This is a genomic window from Verrucomicrobiota bacterium, assembly GCA_016871495.1.
In the GTDB taxonomy this organism is placed as follows: domain Bacteria; phylum Verrucomicrobiota; class Verrucomicrobiia; order Limisphaerales; family VHDF01; genus VHDF01.
This window is the reverse complement of the sequence record VHDF01000028.1, coordinates 1-15,873: the sequence shown is the minus strand read 5'-3', so window position 1 is coordinate 15,873 and position 15,873 is coordinate 1. Positions and strand designations below refer to the sequence as shown.

At 61.0% G+C, this 15,873-nt stretch carries 11 protein-coding genes; 8 read left to right on the top strand and 3 right to left on the bottom strand.

The window, feature by feature from the left end; all coding sequences use genetic code 11:
* Positions 1-15 precede the first annotated feature (15 nt).
* The 5 genes from FJ404_08340 (at position 16) to FJ404_08320 (ending at position 9,405) form a co-directional block, all read left to right on the top strand.
* The gene (locus FJ404_08340) at positions 16-2,310 is read left to right on the top strand and encodes an oligopeptide transporter, OPT family (GenBank protein MBM3822877.1); all 2,295 of its coding nucleotides are present in this window, start codon (positions 16-18) and stop codon (positions 2,308-2,310) included.
* 400 nt (positions 2,311-2,710) lie between these two features.
* Complete coding sequence (locus tag FJ404_08335; protein ID MBM3822876.1) at positions 2,711-5,110, top strand: DUF1592 domain-containing protein; 2,400 nt, start codon at positions 2,711-2,713, stop codon at positions 5,108-5,110.
* A complete protein-coding gene (locus tag FJ404_08330) occupies positions 5,107-6,450 on the top strand; it encodes a DUF1552 domain-containing protein (GenBank protein ID MBM3822875.1) in 1,344 nt (447 codons plus the stop codon). Before FJ404_08335 ends, FJ404_08330 begins: the two co-directional genes overlap by 4 nt.
* A gap of 5 nt (positions 6,451-6,455) precedes the next feature.
* Positions 6,456-8,015, top strand: a complete 1,560-nt coding sequence (locus FJ404_08325) for a hypothetical protein (GenBank protein MBM3822874.1) — start codon at positions 6,456-6,458, stop codon at positions 8,013-8,015.
* A gap of 55 nt (positions 8,016-8,070) precedes the next feature.
* Positions 8,071-9,405 (top strand): Gfo/Idh/MocA family oxidoreductase, encoded by a 1,335-nt coding sequence (locus tag FJ404_08320; protein ID MBM3822873.1) that lies wholly within the window; start codon positions 8,071-8,073, stop codon positions 9,403-9,405.
* 70 nt (positions 9,406-9,475) lie between these two features.
* On the opposite strand, the gene FJ404_08315 is transcribed toward FJ404_08320, so the two are convergent.
* Positions 9,476-10,369: a serine/threonine protein kinase gene (locus FJ404_08315; protein ID MBM3822872.1), complete on the bottom strand. Its 894-nt coding sequence runs from the start codon at positions 10,367-10,369 to the stop codon at positions 9,476-9,478.
* A 206-nt stretch (positions 10,370-10,575) separates the two neighbouring features.
* Between FJ404_08315 and FJ404_08310 the strand changes: the two genes are divergently transcribed.
* The 3 genes from FJ404_08310 to FJ404_08300 are packed head-to-tail and all read left to right on the top strand — an operon-like array spanning position 10,576 to position 13,273.
* Positions 10,576-11,484, top strand: coding sequence for a CPBP family intramembrane metalloprotease (locus FJ404_08310; protein MBM3822871.1), 909 nt, complete (start codon positions 10,576-10,578; stop codon positions 11,482-11,484).
* A complete protein-coding gene (locus FJ404_08305; protein MBM3822870.1) occupies positions 11,450-12,298 on the top strand; it encodes a ComF family protein in 849 nt (282 codons plus the stop codon). The genes FJ404_08310 and FJ404_08305 overlap by 35 nt, the downstream gene beginning before the upstream one ends.
* Positions 12,299-12,319: 21 nt before the next feature.
* Complete coding sequence (locus FJ404_08300) at positions 12,320-13,273, top strand: acetyl-CoA carboxylase carboxyltransferase subunit beta (GenBank protein ID MBM3822869.1); 954 nt, start codon at positions 12,320-12,322, stop codon at positions 13,271-13,273.
* Positions 13,274-13,329: 56 nt separating this feature from the next.
* Here FJ404_08300 and xseA read toward each other — a convergent pair whose 3' ends face one another.
* Positions 13,330-14,748: an exodeoxyribonuclease VII large subunit gene (xseA, locus tag FJ404_08295; GenBank protein MBM3822868.1), complete on the bottom strand. Its 1,419-nt coding sequence runs from the start codon at positions 14,746-14,748 to the stop codon at positions 13,330-13,332.
* 30 nt (positions 14,749-14,778) lie between these two features.
* The gene (locus FJ404_08290; protein MBM3822867.1) at positions 14,779-15,573 is read right to left on the bottom strand and encodes a TIGR00282 family metallophosphoesterase; all 795 of its coding nucleotides are present in this window, start codon (positions 15,571-15,573) and stop codon (positions 14,779-14,781) included.
* Between the last annotated feature and the right edge of the window lie 300 nt (positions 15,574-15,873).

The window sequence follows — 15,873 nt, the reverse complement described above, 5'->3', positions numbered from 1 at the left end:
CCCGTTTCTTTTTGCATGAGCGCCTCATCCACGGCCCCTGAACCGTTCATTCCCGACCAAACTTCGCTGCCAGAGTTCACGGCCCGGGCGCTCCTCACCGGTACGTTCCTCGGCATGATTTTCGGCGCCTCTTCGCTTTACCTCGTGCTCAAGGTGGGATTGACCGTCAGCGCTTCCATCCCGGTTGCGGTCATCTCCATCGCCTGGTTTCGAATGCTCGCCCGATTCGGTTTCCGAGACTCGACCATTCTGGAAAACAACATCATTCAGACCGCCGGCTCAGCCGGGGAATCCATCGCCTTCGGCTTGGGTGTCACCATGCCGGCCATCCTCATCCTCGGCTTCGACCTCGAACTTTCCCGCGTCGCCCTCGTCGCCGTGCTCGGAGGTCTTCTCGGCATCTTGATGATGGTCCCCCTCCGCCGCGCCCTCATCGTCCGCGAACACGGAACTCTTCGCTTCCCGGAAGGCACCGCTTGCGCCCATGTCCTTAAGGCCGGCGCCTCCGCCGAATCCCGCGCCTCCGCTTCGGCTTCCGCCCGCGCCGAATGGGAACGGAGCGCCAAGGCCGGCGCTGGAAACAACCTCGCCGCCGCCACGATTTTCACGGGATTCGGCATTGGACTGCTCTACAAGACGGCCATGGTCGCGTTCAAAGGCTGGCGCGATGTCCCCGAAAAAGTCTTCTCGAAGGTTCTTCCGTCCGGATCCGTGGGATGCGAAATCTCACCCGAACTGCTCGGGGTCGGATACATCATCGGACCCCGCATCGCCGCCGTGACTGTCGCCGGCGGGATCCTTTCGCATCTGGTCCTGATACCGATGATCAAGTTCTTCGGTTCCCTGGGCTCGAGCGCGCTCGAACCCGGCTCCTCCCCCATCTCGCAAATGAGCCCTGGCGATATTCGCGGCGCGTACGTCCTCTACATCGGGGCTGGCGCGGTGGCCGCGGGCGGACTCATCAGCCTCTTCCGCTCCATCCCGACGATTTGGCACGGCATCCAGGGTGGGCTTCAGGATCTCGGCTGGAAAAGCACGGGCACCCCCCGCATCACCCGCACCAACCAGGATATTTCCATGAAGGTCGTCGTGGGCGGACTCGTCGTCCTCCTGGCCGCCATCTGGATGGCGCCCCCCTTGCAAGTGAACCTGGTCGGAGCTCTGCTGATCGTGATCTTCGGATTCATCTTCGTCACGGTTTCATCGAGGCTCACCGGGGAAATTGGCAGCTCGTCCAATCCTATCTCCGGCATGACCGTCGCCACGTTGCTCTTCACCTGCCTCATCTTCTTCCTGTTGGATTGGAGGGAAAGCCGGTACTACCTGACCGCGCTCTCCATCGGCGGCATCGTATGCATCGCTTCCTCCAATGGCGGAACCACCGCCCAGGATCTCAAAACCGGTTTCCTAGTGGGCGGGACGCCCCGGCTGCAGCAAGCCGCCATCCTCGTGGGCGCTCTCGCCTCTGCGCTCGTCCTCGGCCCCATTCTCTTGACCTTGAATGAAACGGCCACCGTTTATGTCCCTATCGCTCAAATCAAACCGGGGCTGACCACCGACGCTTCGAAACTCACCCGCACCGAGAAGAAGCGCGATCCTGACAAATCCGAGGTCGGTGAGCCGCTCAAAGTCTGGCACAACACGGATGCCGCCATCGCTCCCGCGGGCAAGTATCTCGTCGCGCCCGATGGCAAGGCGCTCTGGCTGGTGGATCCCGGGATCAACGGATCGCACAGCAAACGCGAGGATGGAACCGAGGTGCGAAAATTCGACGCTCCCAAAGCCTTGCTCATGTCCTACATCATCAAAGGCATTCTCGATCAGAAACTGCCTTGGGCCCTGGTGCTCCTCGGAGTGCTCATTGCCGTCGTCCTCGAACTCTGCGGTGTCCCTTCACTGGCCTTTGCCGTCGGCGTTTATCTGCCGATCTCGTCCTCCATGCCCCTCTTCATGGGAGGGGTGATCCGAGCGTGGATCGATCGTCGGCAACGGCGAGAATTGGAACAACACAAGACCACCGAGGAGGAGCTGGCTGCCGAAAGTGACAAAAGCTCGGGAGTCATGCTGGCCTCAGGTTACATCGCGGGCGGGGCCATCGCCGGCATCGTCATCGCATTTAGCGAGGGCATTTTCACTGACTTCAGCGCCAGAGTTACTCGGTGGTCTTCCTCCCACAATCCCTTCTTCTCGGCTGAGAATTGGAATGAGGGCCGGGCCGACGCCCTTTCTCTGCTCCCGTTCCTCGCGTTGATCCTCTGCCTATTGTGGGTCGGCCAACGCGGCGTTTCCCGCCGTCCGACTCGGATCTGATCCGGTCCCTCCGGTCAGCCGGTCTGCATCCGTGCCCAACCCACCCGGCGCCGGCACCAGTTTGCATGATCCTCCCAACTCACTTGATACTGAAGTTAGTCGCCACTCCGCACCTCGGCCCGGCGGAGTTTACTTGTTTACAATGGCAATTGCCTTCAAGAAACTTCGCAAGGTCCAGGCGATAAAGCCTTTCCGAATCACTCACCAGATCCATCAAGGATAGGCCTCGTTCTTCGTCGTGTTTTTCTCAATGACCACGGAATGGGCGATGCCCACGGCGACGGAATCCCGCCTTCAATCCCAAAGGGATTCCTGGCTGGACGAGTTTGAGTTGCGTTTCGTCGCTCATTTCAAGCTTTGGTTCTGTCACCGGGTTGTGGTTCAATATCCACGCGATACCATGAGTACCTTCCTGGCCCATGCCTTTCCCTTAAGGCTGGACTCGTGTCGGGCGGTCTCGCTGGGCCTTCCGTGGCTTGTGGCCGGCTTTCTCCTCGGGTTCGCTGATGCTTCCGCACAGGCGGCCCTGGCCAGGACTTCCAAGGCCGCTCCAGGCGCGTTCATCCAAAACTATTGTCTGGATTGTCACGATGCAGACGCGAAGAAAGGGGGACTCAATCTCGAATCGTGGATCCATCAACCGATTTCCGAATACACGACCGCTTGGGAGAAAGTCGTTCGCAAACTGAACACCCGGCAAATGCCGCCTCCAGGCAAAGGCCGCCCCTCGGAAGCAGAATACCGGAAGGCCCTGACCTCGATCGAGTCTAAGCTCGACCGGCACGCCGCGCTCCACCCGGAACCCGGCCGCACGGAAACATTCCGCCGGCTCACTCGCACCGAATATCAACACGCCATCCAAGACCTGCTCGCCCTGGAAATCGACGCGTCATCCCTGCTGCCCAAGGAGGATTCCAGCCGCGGATTCGACAATGTCACGGTCGCCAACCTTTCTCCCACCTTGCTCAACCGTTACTTTGCCGCCGCCGAGAAGATAAGCCGTCTCGCCGTCGGAGCCCCATCGCCCTCGATCGAAGCCGAAATCTATCGCATCCGCCCTGATCTTACCCAGGAAGGCCATGTCGAGGGCATGCCCTGGGGCACGCGCGGAGGGGTTCGACTTTCCCATCACGCGCCGCAATCGGGCACCTACGAAATCCAAGTCCGCCTCGCGCGTGATCGCAACGAGGAGGTCGAGGGGCTTTATGAGCCCCACCAACTGCTGTTGCTCCTCGACAAAAAAACGATCGGCCAGGCCACCGTTTCGCCACCGCCCGGACGCCGAGATTTCTCCAAGGTCGATGCCCACCTCCATTTCAAGGTCAACTTGCCCGCCGGAGCACAACAGATCGGAGTCACGTTCCTCCAAAACACGCCCCAGCTCGCCCAAACCCGGCGCCAGCCTTGGGAGGCGCGATTCAACATGCATCGCCACCCGCGCCTCACCCCAGCCATCTACGAGATCACCATCCAAGGCCCCTTCCATCCCTCGCCCCCCTCCATGACCCCCAGCCGCCGGATCCTCTTCGGCGACCTCAACCGGGCTACGAATCCAGGCACGAACGAAGCCGCTCGCATCCTCTCCCAACTCATGCTCCGAGCCTACCGGCGCCCGCCCGATGCTGTGGACCTCTCCCGCTCGCTCGCCCATTTCGAGTCCGGACGAGCTTTGGGTGGATTCGAGTCCGGTATCGAACACGCTCTCGCCTCGATTCTCGCCAACCCCAACTTTCTGTTCCGCGTCGAGCGCGATCCAACGGACCTCCCCTCCGGCCAGCCCTACCGCATCACTTCCCTCGAACTCGCCAGCCGGTTGTCCTTTTTTCTTTGGAGCAGCCTACCGGACGATACGCTGCTCGAACTCGCCCGAAACAATCAACTTCAACAACCTGCCATCCTGCGCCAGCAGGTGCGGCGCATGCTCGCCGATGCGAAAGTTTCCCGGCTTTCCGCAAACTTCGCCGGCCAATGGCTCCAACTTCCCAACCTCGATTCAGTGTCGCCCGATCAACGCCTCTTTCCCGATTTCGACGACAATCTTCGCCAGGCGTTGAAAACGGAAACCCGGCTCTTTTTCGAATCGGTGCTTCGAGAGAACCGCGGCGCCATCGACCTTCTCACCGCCGATTACACCTACCTCAACGAGCGCCTCGCTCGCCACTACGGCATCGCTCACGTCCAAGGCAGCCATTTCCGCCGGGTTCAACTCGGACCCGACCGCCAGCGAGGCGGTCTGCTCCGCCACGGCAGCGTCCTGACCGTCACCTCCTACGCCACTCGCACCTCCCCCGTCCTGCGAGGACAGTGGGTGCTCGAAAACATTCTGGGAACCCCCGCGCCGCCACCGCCGGAGAACGTTCCTTCCCTGGACGAAAAGACTACCCTCGAGAGCCTCCCCATGCGCGAACGCCTCGCTCAACACCGCGCCAATCCCGCTTGCTCCGGCTGCCACAACCTCATGGACCCACCGGGATTTGCCCTCGGCCAATTCGATGCCGTCGGCCGATGGCGCACCACCGAGGACGGCCAGCCCATCGACGTGAGCGGCGGGCTCCCCGATGGCAGTGTCATTGCAGGAGTCGCCGGACTCGAACAGCGGTTGCAAATGCGTCCGGACATCTTTGCCGCCACCCTCACCGAAAAACTCCTGACGTTTGCGCTCGGACGTGGTGTGGAACCTTCCGACAGCCCGGCCGTGAGGAAAATTGTGCGCGAGGCGGCCAAGTCCGGCTACCGCGTTTCAGACTTGATTCTCGGCGTTGTTCAGAGCACACCGTTTAACATGAGGTCCAAACCATGATCTTGACCCGCAAACACCTTCCTCGCCGTGCTTTCCTGCGCGGCATGGGCGCGACACTGGCCCTTCCCCTCCTCGACGCCATGGTTCCCGCCGCCACCGCACTCTCTAAGACCGCCGCCCAACCCGTGCGCCGCCTGGGGTTCGTCTATATGCCCATGGGCTGTGATCTCACACGCTGGACTCCTCGGAGCGAGCATTCTCTCGATCAGCTCTCCCCCATTCTCTCCCCGCTCGAACCGATCCGGAACCACGTCAACGTATTCTCCGGATTCGAACTCAAGAACGCCTATCCTGGCACGCACGCCACCTCCAATTCCGCCTTCCTCAGCGCCGCCCGCGCCAAACTCACGGAGAGTTCCGATTACTATCTCGGCACCACGGTGGATCAAATCGCCGCCCGCCAGATCGGGAAAACGACGCAACTGCCGTCGCTCGAAATCGCCATGGACCTCCTCCAAACCACCGGCCAATGCGACAACGGCTACGCCTGCGTCTATCAAAACAACCTTTCCTGGTCCTCTCCCACCACACCCCTCCCCGCCGAAGCCCACCCGCGCCTGGTCTTTGAAACATTGTTCGGCGGCGGCGGATCCAAGGCCGAACGACGCGCCGCTCTCCGGCGCAAAGCCAGTCTGCTCGATGGATTCCGACAGGACCTCGCCCGCCTCAATCGCGAACTCGGGCCCGCCGACCGAGCACGCGTCGAGAATTACCTCGATACGATCCGCGAAGTTGAAAGACGCATCCAACTCGCCGAAACCGCCTCCCAGGAAGGGGCGCTGCCGGACATGGACCGGCCCGCCGGGGTCCCACCTTCCTATGCCGAACACGCACGAGTCATGTTCGAGCTGCAGCGCATCGCCCTCCTTGGAGACATCACGCGCGTCATCACGTTCCAACTCGCTCGCGAAACCAGCAATCGCACCTACCCCGAAGTGGGCGTGCCCGACGCTCATCACCCGCTCACCCACCATGGCAACGATCCGGACAAGATCGCTCGCATGGCCAAGATCAATCAGTTCCACGTTTCGCTCTTCGCCGAATTCGTTCTGAAATTGAAGGACACCCCCGAAGGCGGCGGTTCAATGCTCGACCATTCTCTTTATCTCTACGGAAGCGGCATGGGAAATCCCAACGTCCATGACCACACCCATCTGCCCGTCATCCTGGCGGGCGGAGCCACCGCGGGAGTTCGTGGCGGACGCCACATTCGTTTTGAAAAAACCACCCCTCTGGCTAATCTGCACCTCACCCTCCTCGATCAAGCCGGCGTCAGACTCGACCAGTTTGCGGACAGCAGCGGCAAGATCGACGAGCTCGGCGGATCGGTTTCCCTCTGACCTGCATGCGCGCACGCGCTTCCGTTTTCGGCCTCTTCGCGGTGCTCTGGTCCGCGTACGCCGGAAATCCAACCCCGTCGCCATCCGATTCCACGGTGGCCGACGCAGCCGAGCGACAGGACTTCTCCGAAGTCAAACGTCAACTGGTTCGACGAGCCGATCCGAACGCGGCTCAAGCAGACGGCGCATCCGCCCTGCACTGGGCTGCCTTTCACGGCCACCCCGACTCGACGCGTTGGCTGCTCCGCGCCGGAGCCAAGCCCGATGCCACGAATCGATTCGGCATCACCCCCCTGGCGCTGGCCTGCGCCTCACCCCACGGTCACGTCGCGCGCCTGCTGGTCAACGCCGGGGCGGATCCCGCGCAAACCTCCCCAGGAGGAGAACGGCCGCTCGCCATCGCGGCCCGCTCCGGCAATCTCGAAGCCGTCCAAATCCTCTTGTCGAAGGGATCAGACCCCAACGCCACCGACTCGAAAGGACAGGCCGCCCTCCATTGGGCCGCTTCCGAAGGACACGCGAGCATCATCGAAGCCCTGGTCCGAAACGGGGCCCATCTGAAAATCACGCTCGACTCGGGGTTCGGCCCCATCCATTTGGCGGCACGCGATGGCCGTTCGGAAGCCGTCGCCGCTCTGCTCCGTCTTGGAGCCGATGTGCAAGCGACGATTGAGCCACGGAAGCAAGTGTCCAAGGGACCCCGCCGAGGCATGAGCCCACTCCTGCTAGCGGTGGAAAGCGGGCACTTCGAACTCGCATTGCAGTTGGTGGAAGCCGGAGCTGATCCCAACGATCAACGTTCGGGATTCTCACCGCTGCACGCTCTGACGTGGGTGCGCAAACCCAACCGCGGCGATGGCGAGGACGGCGATCCGCCTCCACTCGGTTCGGGTCAGGTGGGCAGTTTGAAGTTCATCCGGGAAATCGTCCGCAGAGGTGCCAACCCGAACCTCCAACTCAGCTCGGGCCGGGGCGGAAAGGCTGTGCTGCATCGAAAAGGTGCCACCCCATTCCTGCTCGCCTGCGCCACCGCCGATCTGCCCATGGCCAAGCTCCTCGTGGAGTTGGGTGCCAACCCCGGGATTCCTAACGCGGATGGGAGCACACCCCTTATGGCCGCCGCCGGCCTAGGCACCATGGCGCCGACCGAGGAAGCGGGCACCGGACCCGAAGTTCTTGAGATGCTCAAGTATCTGCTCGCGCTCGGGGCCGATGTGAACGCGCAAGACCGGAACGGTGATACCGCAATGCATGGAGCGGCTTACAAGAATTTGCCGCTCGCCGTCCGTTTGCTCGCCGATCACGGCGCCAAAGCAACCTCCTGGCACCAAACCAACCGGCACGGCTGGACCCCGGTCAAAATTGCCGAAGGTTACCGGGTGGGAAATTACAAACCCTCTCCGGATACCGTCCAAGCGCTGCATCAACTTTTGATCGCCGCCGGACACCCCCCCCCGCCGCCCGGACCGCCGGCAGGCATGAAGCTGGGGGAAGACTACGCGCCTCCACCCCCACCCCCTCGTGCTTCCCGTCAGGACCAAGTCTCGAAGGACGCGAAGCCTTGACGCAGCACACCACCCGCAGGCAATCTGCAGAGTAGAATCAACACCGTCTCAACGTATGAACGAATCCGCATCCACACCCACACATGCTGTCAGTGCAACCCCTGCCGCTTCATCCAATCGGCGCGACTTCCTGAGAGCTTCGACCCTCACTTTTGGAAGCGTGCTTGCCGCAGATCTACACCTCGGCGGCGGCGTGCATGCCGCCGGCAGCGACACGCTCAAAGTCGGATTGATCGGTTGCGGAGGACGTGGCACGGGCGCCGCCAGCCAGGCTCTGGCGGCGGACAAGAACGTGGTCTTGCACGCCATGGCGGACACGTTTGAGGATCAAATGCAGAACAGCCTCGCCGCCCTTCGCCGGGAAGCGCCGGACAAAATCAAAGTGGACCCGGAGCGATGTTTCACCGGGTTGGACGGCTACCAGCGAGTGCTGGAGAGCGGGATCGACGTGGTGTTGCTGGCCACGCCGCCGGGTTTTCGTCCGGTTCATTTCAAGGCCGCGATTGAGGCCAACAAGCACGTCTTTTGTGAGAAACCGATGGCAACTGATTCACCCGGCGTCCGCATGGTGATGGAGGCGGCGCAAGTGGCCAAAAAGAAGAAACTGGCGGTCGTCGCCGGATTCTGCTGGCGCTACGATTTTGCGCGCCGGGAGTTTTACAAGCGCGTGCTGGGAGGGGATCTCGGCGAGATTCGAGCGCTCTACAGCACTTATTATACGGGACCGGTGAAGCCCATGCCGCCTGCGGATCGAAGGCGTCCCGGCATGACCGATATCGAGTGGCAGATCCGCAACTGGTACAATTTCGTCTGGCTCTGCGGGGATGGGCTCGTGGAGCAAGCGGTGCATAGCATCGACAAGATTGCCTGGGCGATGGGCGATGTGCCGCCCCTCAAAGCCGTGGCGGTCGGGGGCCGACAGATACCCGCGCATGGGGGCAACATTTACGACCACTTCCACATCAATTACGAATACGCCAAAGGAGTGCGCGCGTTCCTCGGCTGCCGGCAGCAAACGGGGTGCTACAATCAGAACGCCGATTATGTGCTGGGCACCCAGGGCACCGGCACCATTGGGGTGCGTTCCACTCCTGAAATTCAGGGCCCCAAAGCGTGGCGCTACCAAGGCGAAAACAACAACATGTATCAAACCGAGCACGATGAACTCTTCGCCTCGATTCGTTCGGGAAATCCCATCAACGATGGGGACCGCATGTGCACCAGCACCCTGCTGTCCATCATGGGTCGCATGGCCGCCTACACCGGCCTCGAAGTCACGTGGGAACAGGCCCTCCAATCGAACGATCATTTGGTGCCGGATCCCATCGATTGGAACATGAAGTTCACCCCTCCGCCTCTCGCGCTGCCCGGCATCACCAAATTCGCTTGATGGCTCCTTCCGGCGGGCCCACCGCTGACTCGGAATGCCCAGTCCAAGGTGCGGGGGCCTGAACAGATCACTAGACGTAAAGCGCGGACTTGAGGTCACGCACGAGCACGCTCATGTAGGGGTAACGCCGTTCCGGATCCGCTTCGATGCATTTCAAAATGGCCTTCTCCACTCCAGCCGGAATGGCCGGATTGAGCTCGCGCGGGGGAACGAATCCATTCTGGCGATCCGCGATTTGCTTGAGCAGGACCTCTTTTGGCGTTTCACCGGGAAAGGGCTTGTGAAAGGTCAGCACCTCGTACGCCGTCACCCCGAAGGAAAAAATGTCCGTCCGCCGGTCAATCGGACGCCGCATCAGTTGCTCGGGCGCCATGTAAGCAGGAGTGCCGGGGTTCCCCGTCAATTTCTTGGGTTTGTCCGGAATCGGCTGAGCCAGGTCGAAGTCAATCAGGCGGGAACCTCCATTGGCCGTCACCATGATATTCTCAGGCTTGAAATCGAGGTGCATGTATCCTGAGTCATGCACGTGCTCCAGAGCCGAGGCGGCATCAAGGATGATGTTTCCGACGAACTCCGCAAGATTCTCGTCATTGCGCGCCATGCATTGCTTCAAATTGGCGCCTTCAACGTACTCCGTGGCTTGATAGAGAATACCGTTGATTTTGCCATGTCCCAAATAGCGAATCACCGAATCGTGCGGCGACATGGTCGAAAGCACTTCCGAACCCCTGAGAAAACGCTTCTTGCTCAGAAAATCGAAACCCGATGTCTCCTGCATCAATCGCAGAGCGAGGTGCTCGTTCCTCGCGTTCGTCGCCAGCCAAATCTCCGCCATGCCCCCCGAATTGATCAACTCATGGAGCTGGAAAGGGCCGAATGGCCCCTGCGTGACCGCTGTCTGTCTGCTCAATCCAAACATGTTTCCCCAAATGAACCGCACCCGGCGCGGCGAATCGTCTATCATGGCAGCGGTTCCCGTGCCAAAGGTTTTTGCAACGCAGAACCTTGCATGAATCCAGACCCGCGTCCCGCCCCCCCAGCCGCTCCAGCCAATTTTTGGTGGATTTTTCCCGTTTTGTCAGGGGTCCATCGGCTTGGAACCACCCCACTTGTCAGTCTCCTGCCCCACAGGAAACTCTCAGAGAACGCGGTTTCGCGTGGAGACCACGCATGAAACGCACCGGTTTGGCGCTTCTCGGATACTTCACCGCAGTGTTCCTCGGAGCGGCGATCCTCGCCCCCTGGCTCCATGCCTTGGTCCAATTCCTGGCTGAGCATCACCCAGCCTGGCAAGGTCTCGCTTCGGCGCCGTTCCATCGCTACGTCAATCGCTGCCTGTTATTGATCGCCATCGCAGGACTCTGGCCGCTGGGCCGTTTTTTAAATCTTCGCGGGATCACCGGCTTGGGATGGACCCCCCAACCGGCTCCCGGACGCGAACTCGCCCACGGATTTCTCGTCGGTTGGATCTCCCTGGGGATTCTCGCCTGGCTTGCCGGTGCGCACGAACTCCAGACCTCTCTGACCTTGCCTTCAACCCTGAAATCAGTCGGAAAAGCCGCCCTTTCTGCCGTGGCAGTTGCCCTCATCGAAGAATCCCTTTTCAGGGGCATGCTGCTGGGGGGAACACGACCAGCTTGGGGTCCAAAAGCCGCACTCTGGTTCAGCAGTTCCGTCTATGCCATCACCCATTTTTTCCGCCGAGTTCAGCATGAGGGAGATATCAAATGGGATTCGGGATTCTCCGTGCTCGCGCAAATGACCGCCGGCTTCGTCGATCTGCCTTCCTTGTTTCCCGCATTCCTCAACCTGCTCGTGGCAGGCCTCATCCTGGGTCGATGGCACCTCAAGTCTGGATCCCTTTGGGGACCCGCAGCGCTCCACGCCGGCTGGGTCTTCTGGCTAAAAATGTACGGTTTCCTTACCGATCCAGTCTCGAGCGCCTCCCCACGCGTCTGGGGTAGCGAACGCCTCATTGACGGCTGGATTGCCTTGCCCGTGTTGCTCGTGGTTTATATCTTCATAGCGCGAAGGAGCACCTCCCATGAGCCACTCACCAAGCGAAGCGCCGTCCATTGATCCAGGTTTACTGCAGAAACTGGCCTCCAACTCACATCTCTGGCTCAAGACTGCACTGGACTTGGTCTTCCCGCCTTGGTGCCAAATCTGCCGACTGAAACGCGCCTCGTGCGAATCCGGGTTTGTCTGTGCCGCGTGCCAAAATGGCTTGCAATGGCTCCAACCGCCCTTCTGTGAGAAATGCGCGCTCCCCTACGCAGGGAGTATGGATTCGAACTTCCGCTGCGCCAACTGCGAGGACATGGATTTGGCCTTCAGTCATGCTCGTTCCTGTCTCATCGTGACACCCACCTTTTCCCAGATCATTCATCGGTACAAATACAACGGCCATAAATACTTCGAGCCCTTTTTGACCTCCCTCTTCGTCGCCAGAGCGGCCCCCTCACTTCAATCAGGTAGCTGGACCTGGATCGTGCCGGTTCCACTGCACCCTGTCCGGCGTCGCGAAAGAGAATTCAACCAGGCCGAGTGTTTGTCCCGAGAACTAAGCTCCGCCACCGGAATTCCACTGAACGTTCGCTGCCTCAGCCGTGTCCAAAATACGTCAACCCAAACCGCTTTGGGACGCGAAGACCGCCGTCGAAACGTCAACAAAGCATTTACAGTCAATAACTTAGAAATGGTTAGAGCCGCGCGAATCGTGGTGGTGGATGATGTGTTGACCACGGGGGCGACCACCGATGCCTGTGCAAGGTCACTCCTCAAGGCCGGGGCGGAGGAAGTGGCGGTTTGGACCCTCGCTCGAGGCTTGGTGGGCCAGGCCGCCCTCAACTTAGGACGGCTCGAATCGCGAATCGACAGCCTGGGGATTTGAAGACTAGAGTGACCACCGCACATGGGAACCAGCACCTTTACGAAGCGCACGCTCGGACTTGAAACGGTGGAACCTGCCGTCACCCCGCCCGAACTGAAAGGCGAAACAAGCTTTGTAAAGAAGGGGAAAATCGGGGCGGGCAAATCGCGGAAACGGGAGATCCCGGAAGGTCTTTGGACCAAATGCCCCAAGTGCTCCCATTTGCTCCATGACAAGGAACTCGACGCCAACCTCAAAGTCTGCAATCGCTGCGAACACCACTTCCCGATTTCGGCGCGAGAACGCATTCATGCCCTGGTCGAACTCTGTTCGTTCGAGGAAATGGACTCGGAACTGACCAGTGTGGATATCCTGAAATTCACCGGTGCCGCTTCCTACGCGGACAAACTGCGGAGTTACATGAAATCGACCGGGCTCAAGGATGCCGTGCTGACGGGCTTGGCTCAAATCGGCTCCCATCGGACAGGGCTCGGCGTGATGGATTTCGGATTTCTGGGAGGATCCATGGGTTCCGTGGTTGGAGAAAAAATCACCCGTTTGGTGGAAACCTGCACGGACCGGCATCTGCCCGTCATCCTGATCGCCACCAGCGGCGGCGCGCGCATGTACGAAGGCATGTTCAGCCTGATGCAAATGGCCAAAACCTGCGGAGCCTTGGCCTACCACGCCAAACAAAACCTCCCTTTCATCAGCGTGCTCACCCACCCCACCACCGCCGGTGTCATGGCCAGTTTTGCCAGCGTCGGAGATCTGATCCTCGCCGAACCCGGCGCCATGATCGGTTTCGCAGGGCCGCGCGTCATCAAAGATACCACCCAAGCGGAGTTGCCTCCCGGCTTCCAAACCGCCGAATTCCTGCGCGACCACGGGCTGATCGACGCGATCATCCATCGCAAGGAACTCAAGGAACGCCTGGCAAACTGCCTGGATTATTTGACCGAAGGCCGGCGCCGCGCGCAGGCCATGGCACACTGACGCAGCCTTGATCCGCATTCCGATTCGCTGCCACGGAGCGCCCTGCTCTCTCCGTGTCAGATCAACCGGCTGCGCAGTTCCCCGGCAGAAACCCTCGTCAGCAACACCTCGCCATCCTCGACATCCCCCGCCCGGCGCACGATCACACCATCCCTCTCCCGGCGGGTGATCGAATAACCGCGCTCCAAGACAGCGTCAGGTGAGAGGGCCCGCAATCGCGACCGAGCCGATTCCCAGCCGGAGCTTTTCTGATTCAGCCCGTGCCGCGCGGCACTCTCCAACCGGGTGCGCCACTGCTGGACACCCATCCTCGCCGCGTCCAAACGCGGCCTCAAGAGCCGCAAGGCCACCCGCGCCCCCAACGCCCGGGCCTCCTGCTTCTTCAACGCCAGCGCCGCAACCCAAGACTTCTGCCAACGATCCACCACCTCGTCCACCCGCTGCACACGATCCTCCCACTGGCGCCGCGGATGCGCCCGTGCCAATCGACCCCGCGCTCCGTCCAAGCCATCGCAGGCCGCATCGAACCCGCGCCGCGCAGATCTGAAAAGTGACTGTCCCACTTCCTCCACGAAGTCGCGAGCCTGCATCGCACCTTCACTCAAGATCTCCGCCGCCGCGCTTGGAGTCGCCGCGCGCAAATCCGCGGCGAAGTCCGCAATGGTAAAATCAATCTCGTGGCCCACCGCGGAAATGACCGGAATGACGGAAGCTCGGATGGCCCGCGCCACCGATTCTTCGTTGAAACACCACAAATCTTCCAGGCTGCCGCCACCACGCGTCATCAGAATGACGTCGAGCTTCTGGCCCGGGGGCTGAACACGGCTCCACTGGTTGAGCGCTTCAAGGGCGGCGCAAATCTCCCGCGCCGCGTCCAAGCCTTGCACCCGGCAGGGTGCCAGCAAAAGCCGCAAACCCGGGTCGCGCCTCGCCAGCACATGGCACACGTCGCGCAGCGCCGCACCCGTGGGAGAAGTCACCACCCCGGCACGCTGGGGATGCCTGGGGATGGGCCTCTTTTTTCCAGGGTCGAACAACCCCTCCTCGCGCAGCTTCTGCTTCAAGCGCTCGAACGCCAGTTGCAACGCCCCCTGCCCCTCCAAGGCCACTTGACGAACAACCAGTTGATACTGGCCCCGCGGCTCATAGACGCTCATCTCCCCCGTCGCCACCACACTCAACCCATCCGCCAGCAACCGGCGAGACTCGGCCCCAGCCGACTTGAACATCACACAGGAAAGCTGCGCGCCCTCGTCCTTCAACCCAAAATACGCGTGCCCGGAACTCTGGATGCGCAAGTTGGAAATCTCACCCCGGACCGAGACGGATCGAAATTGAGTTTCGATCAAACCCTTGAGGCGCGACGTCAATTCACTCACGGACCAGGTCCGATTGGAGGACTCCGCCCGTGACGAAGATCCTCGTTCAGGGGGCGGAGCATCGAAGTCCCAACCGGTCTGTTGAAGTCCCGCCATACTCGGAATCGAAGGTTGCCGGACTAAAACCTAGGCGGTGCCCTCTTCCAAAGGAATCGAGAACCGCTCGATGGATCGGGATCGCCCCGATTCAGGATCGACTTCGAGGATGACCCCCTGCATCCGCACGTCTCCCCTTGCCACGCCGAAGCGTTGCGGCATGCGCGTGCGAAAACGGCGGATGACCGGCTCGATTTCTCGTCCAATGACACTCTCATGAGGCCCGGTAAACCCCGCGTCACATAGAAACGCCGTCCCGCCTGGAAACACCCGTTCGTCCGCCGTCTGCACATGCGTGTGCGTGCCCAGGACCGCGCTGACCTTCCCGTCCATAAACCGTCCCAAAGCCACTTTCTCCGAAGTGGCCTCCGCGTGAAAATCCACGATCACCACCCGCGTGTCGGCCCGCAGACGGCGCCATTCTTCCTCCACAGCTTCAAATGGATCCCGCAAATCAGGCATGAACGTCAGTCCCTGCACATTCACCACGCCAATCGCACTGCCATCCTCCATGCGATGGATGAAGCTGCCGTTCCCCGGGGTGCCCGCGGGATAATTACAAGGACGCAAGAGCCGCGATTCTTGCTGGATGAAATGGGCCGTCTCTTTCTGATCCCAGACATGATCGCCCGTGGTGATGACATCCACGCCTCCTGAAAAAATCTCGGCCGCTGTTTCCTGTGTGATTCCCGAACCGCCCGCCGCGTTTTCCCCATTGGCGACCACACACACAATCCCGTGCGCTTGTCGCAGCCGCGGCAAGAGCCGCTGCACCGCCCGGCGCCCCGGTTCCCCCACAATGTCCCCAACAAATGCAATCTTCACTGGCTTGAACCCTACTGACCCCTCGCGCACCACGCCATTTCTTTCGAAAAAAAGAATCCTCAACCGCCATCCCTCGCGGTGCCCCGTGCCTCCAGAGGTTGTCTTGGTAACGCAGACAGCCCTGTCTGCTGATCGGGTCGGGTGCCGGGGATTGCGCCCCGGCACCCTCCCACACCACCGGACGTGCGGTTTTCCGCATCCGGCGGTTGAACGCAGCGGCCCTTCACACGGTGGCCGCAAGGTCGGATGGCATCCAAAACCCGTGACGTCGCAACGCCGCGTTGCTTAACGCCGTCTGCA

Excerpts from the sequence above, each read along its gene's own strand:
- FJ404_08340 (MBM3822877.1), top strand. The coding sequence starts at position 16 with ATGAGCGCCTCATCCACGGCCCCTGAACCGTTCATTCCCGACCAAACT.
- FJ404_08335 (MBM3822876.1), top strand. The coding sequence starts at position 2,711 with ATGAGTACCTTCCTGGCCCATGCCTTTCCCTTAAGGCTGGACTCGTGT.
- FJ404_08330 (MBM3822875.1), top strand. The coding sequence starts at position 5,107 with ATGATCTTGACCCGCAAACACCTTCCTCGCCGTGCTTTCCTGCGCGGC.
- FJ404_08325 (MBM3822874.1), top strand. The coding sequence starts at position 6,456 with ATGCGCGCACGCGCTTCCGTTTTCGGCCTCTTCGCGGTGCTCTGGTCC.
- FJ404_08320 (MBM3822873.1), top strand. The coding sequence starts at position 8,071 with ATGAACGAATCCGCATCCACACCCACACATGCTGTCAGTGCAACCCCT.
- FJ404_08315 (MBM3822872.1), bottom strand. The coding sequence starts at position 10,369 with ATGATAGACGATTCGCCGCGCCGGGTGCGGTTCATTTGGGGAAACATG.
- FJ404_08310 (MBM3822871.1), top strand. The coding sequence starts at position 10,576 with ATGAAACGCACCGGTTTGGCGCTTCTCGGATACTTCACCGCAGTGTTC.
- FJ404_08305 (MBM3822870.1), top strand. The coding sequence starts at position 11,450 with ATGAGCCACTCACCAAGCGAAGCGCCGTCCATTGATCCAGGTTTACTG.
- FJ404_08300 (MBM3822869.1), top strand. The coding sequence starts at position 12,320 with ATGGGAACCAGCACCTTTACGAAGCGCACGCTCGGACTTGAAACGGTG.
- xseA (MBM3822868.1), bottom strand. The coding sequence starts at position 14,748 with ATGGCGGGACTTCAACAGACCGGTTGGGACTTCGATGCTCCGCCCCCT.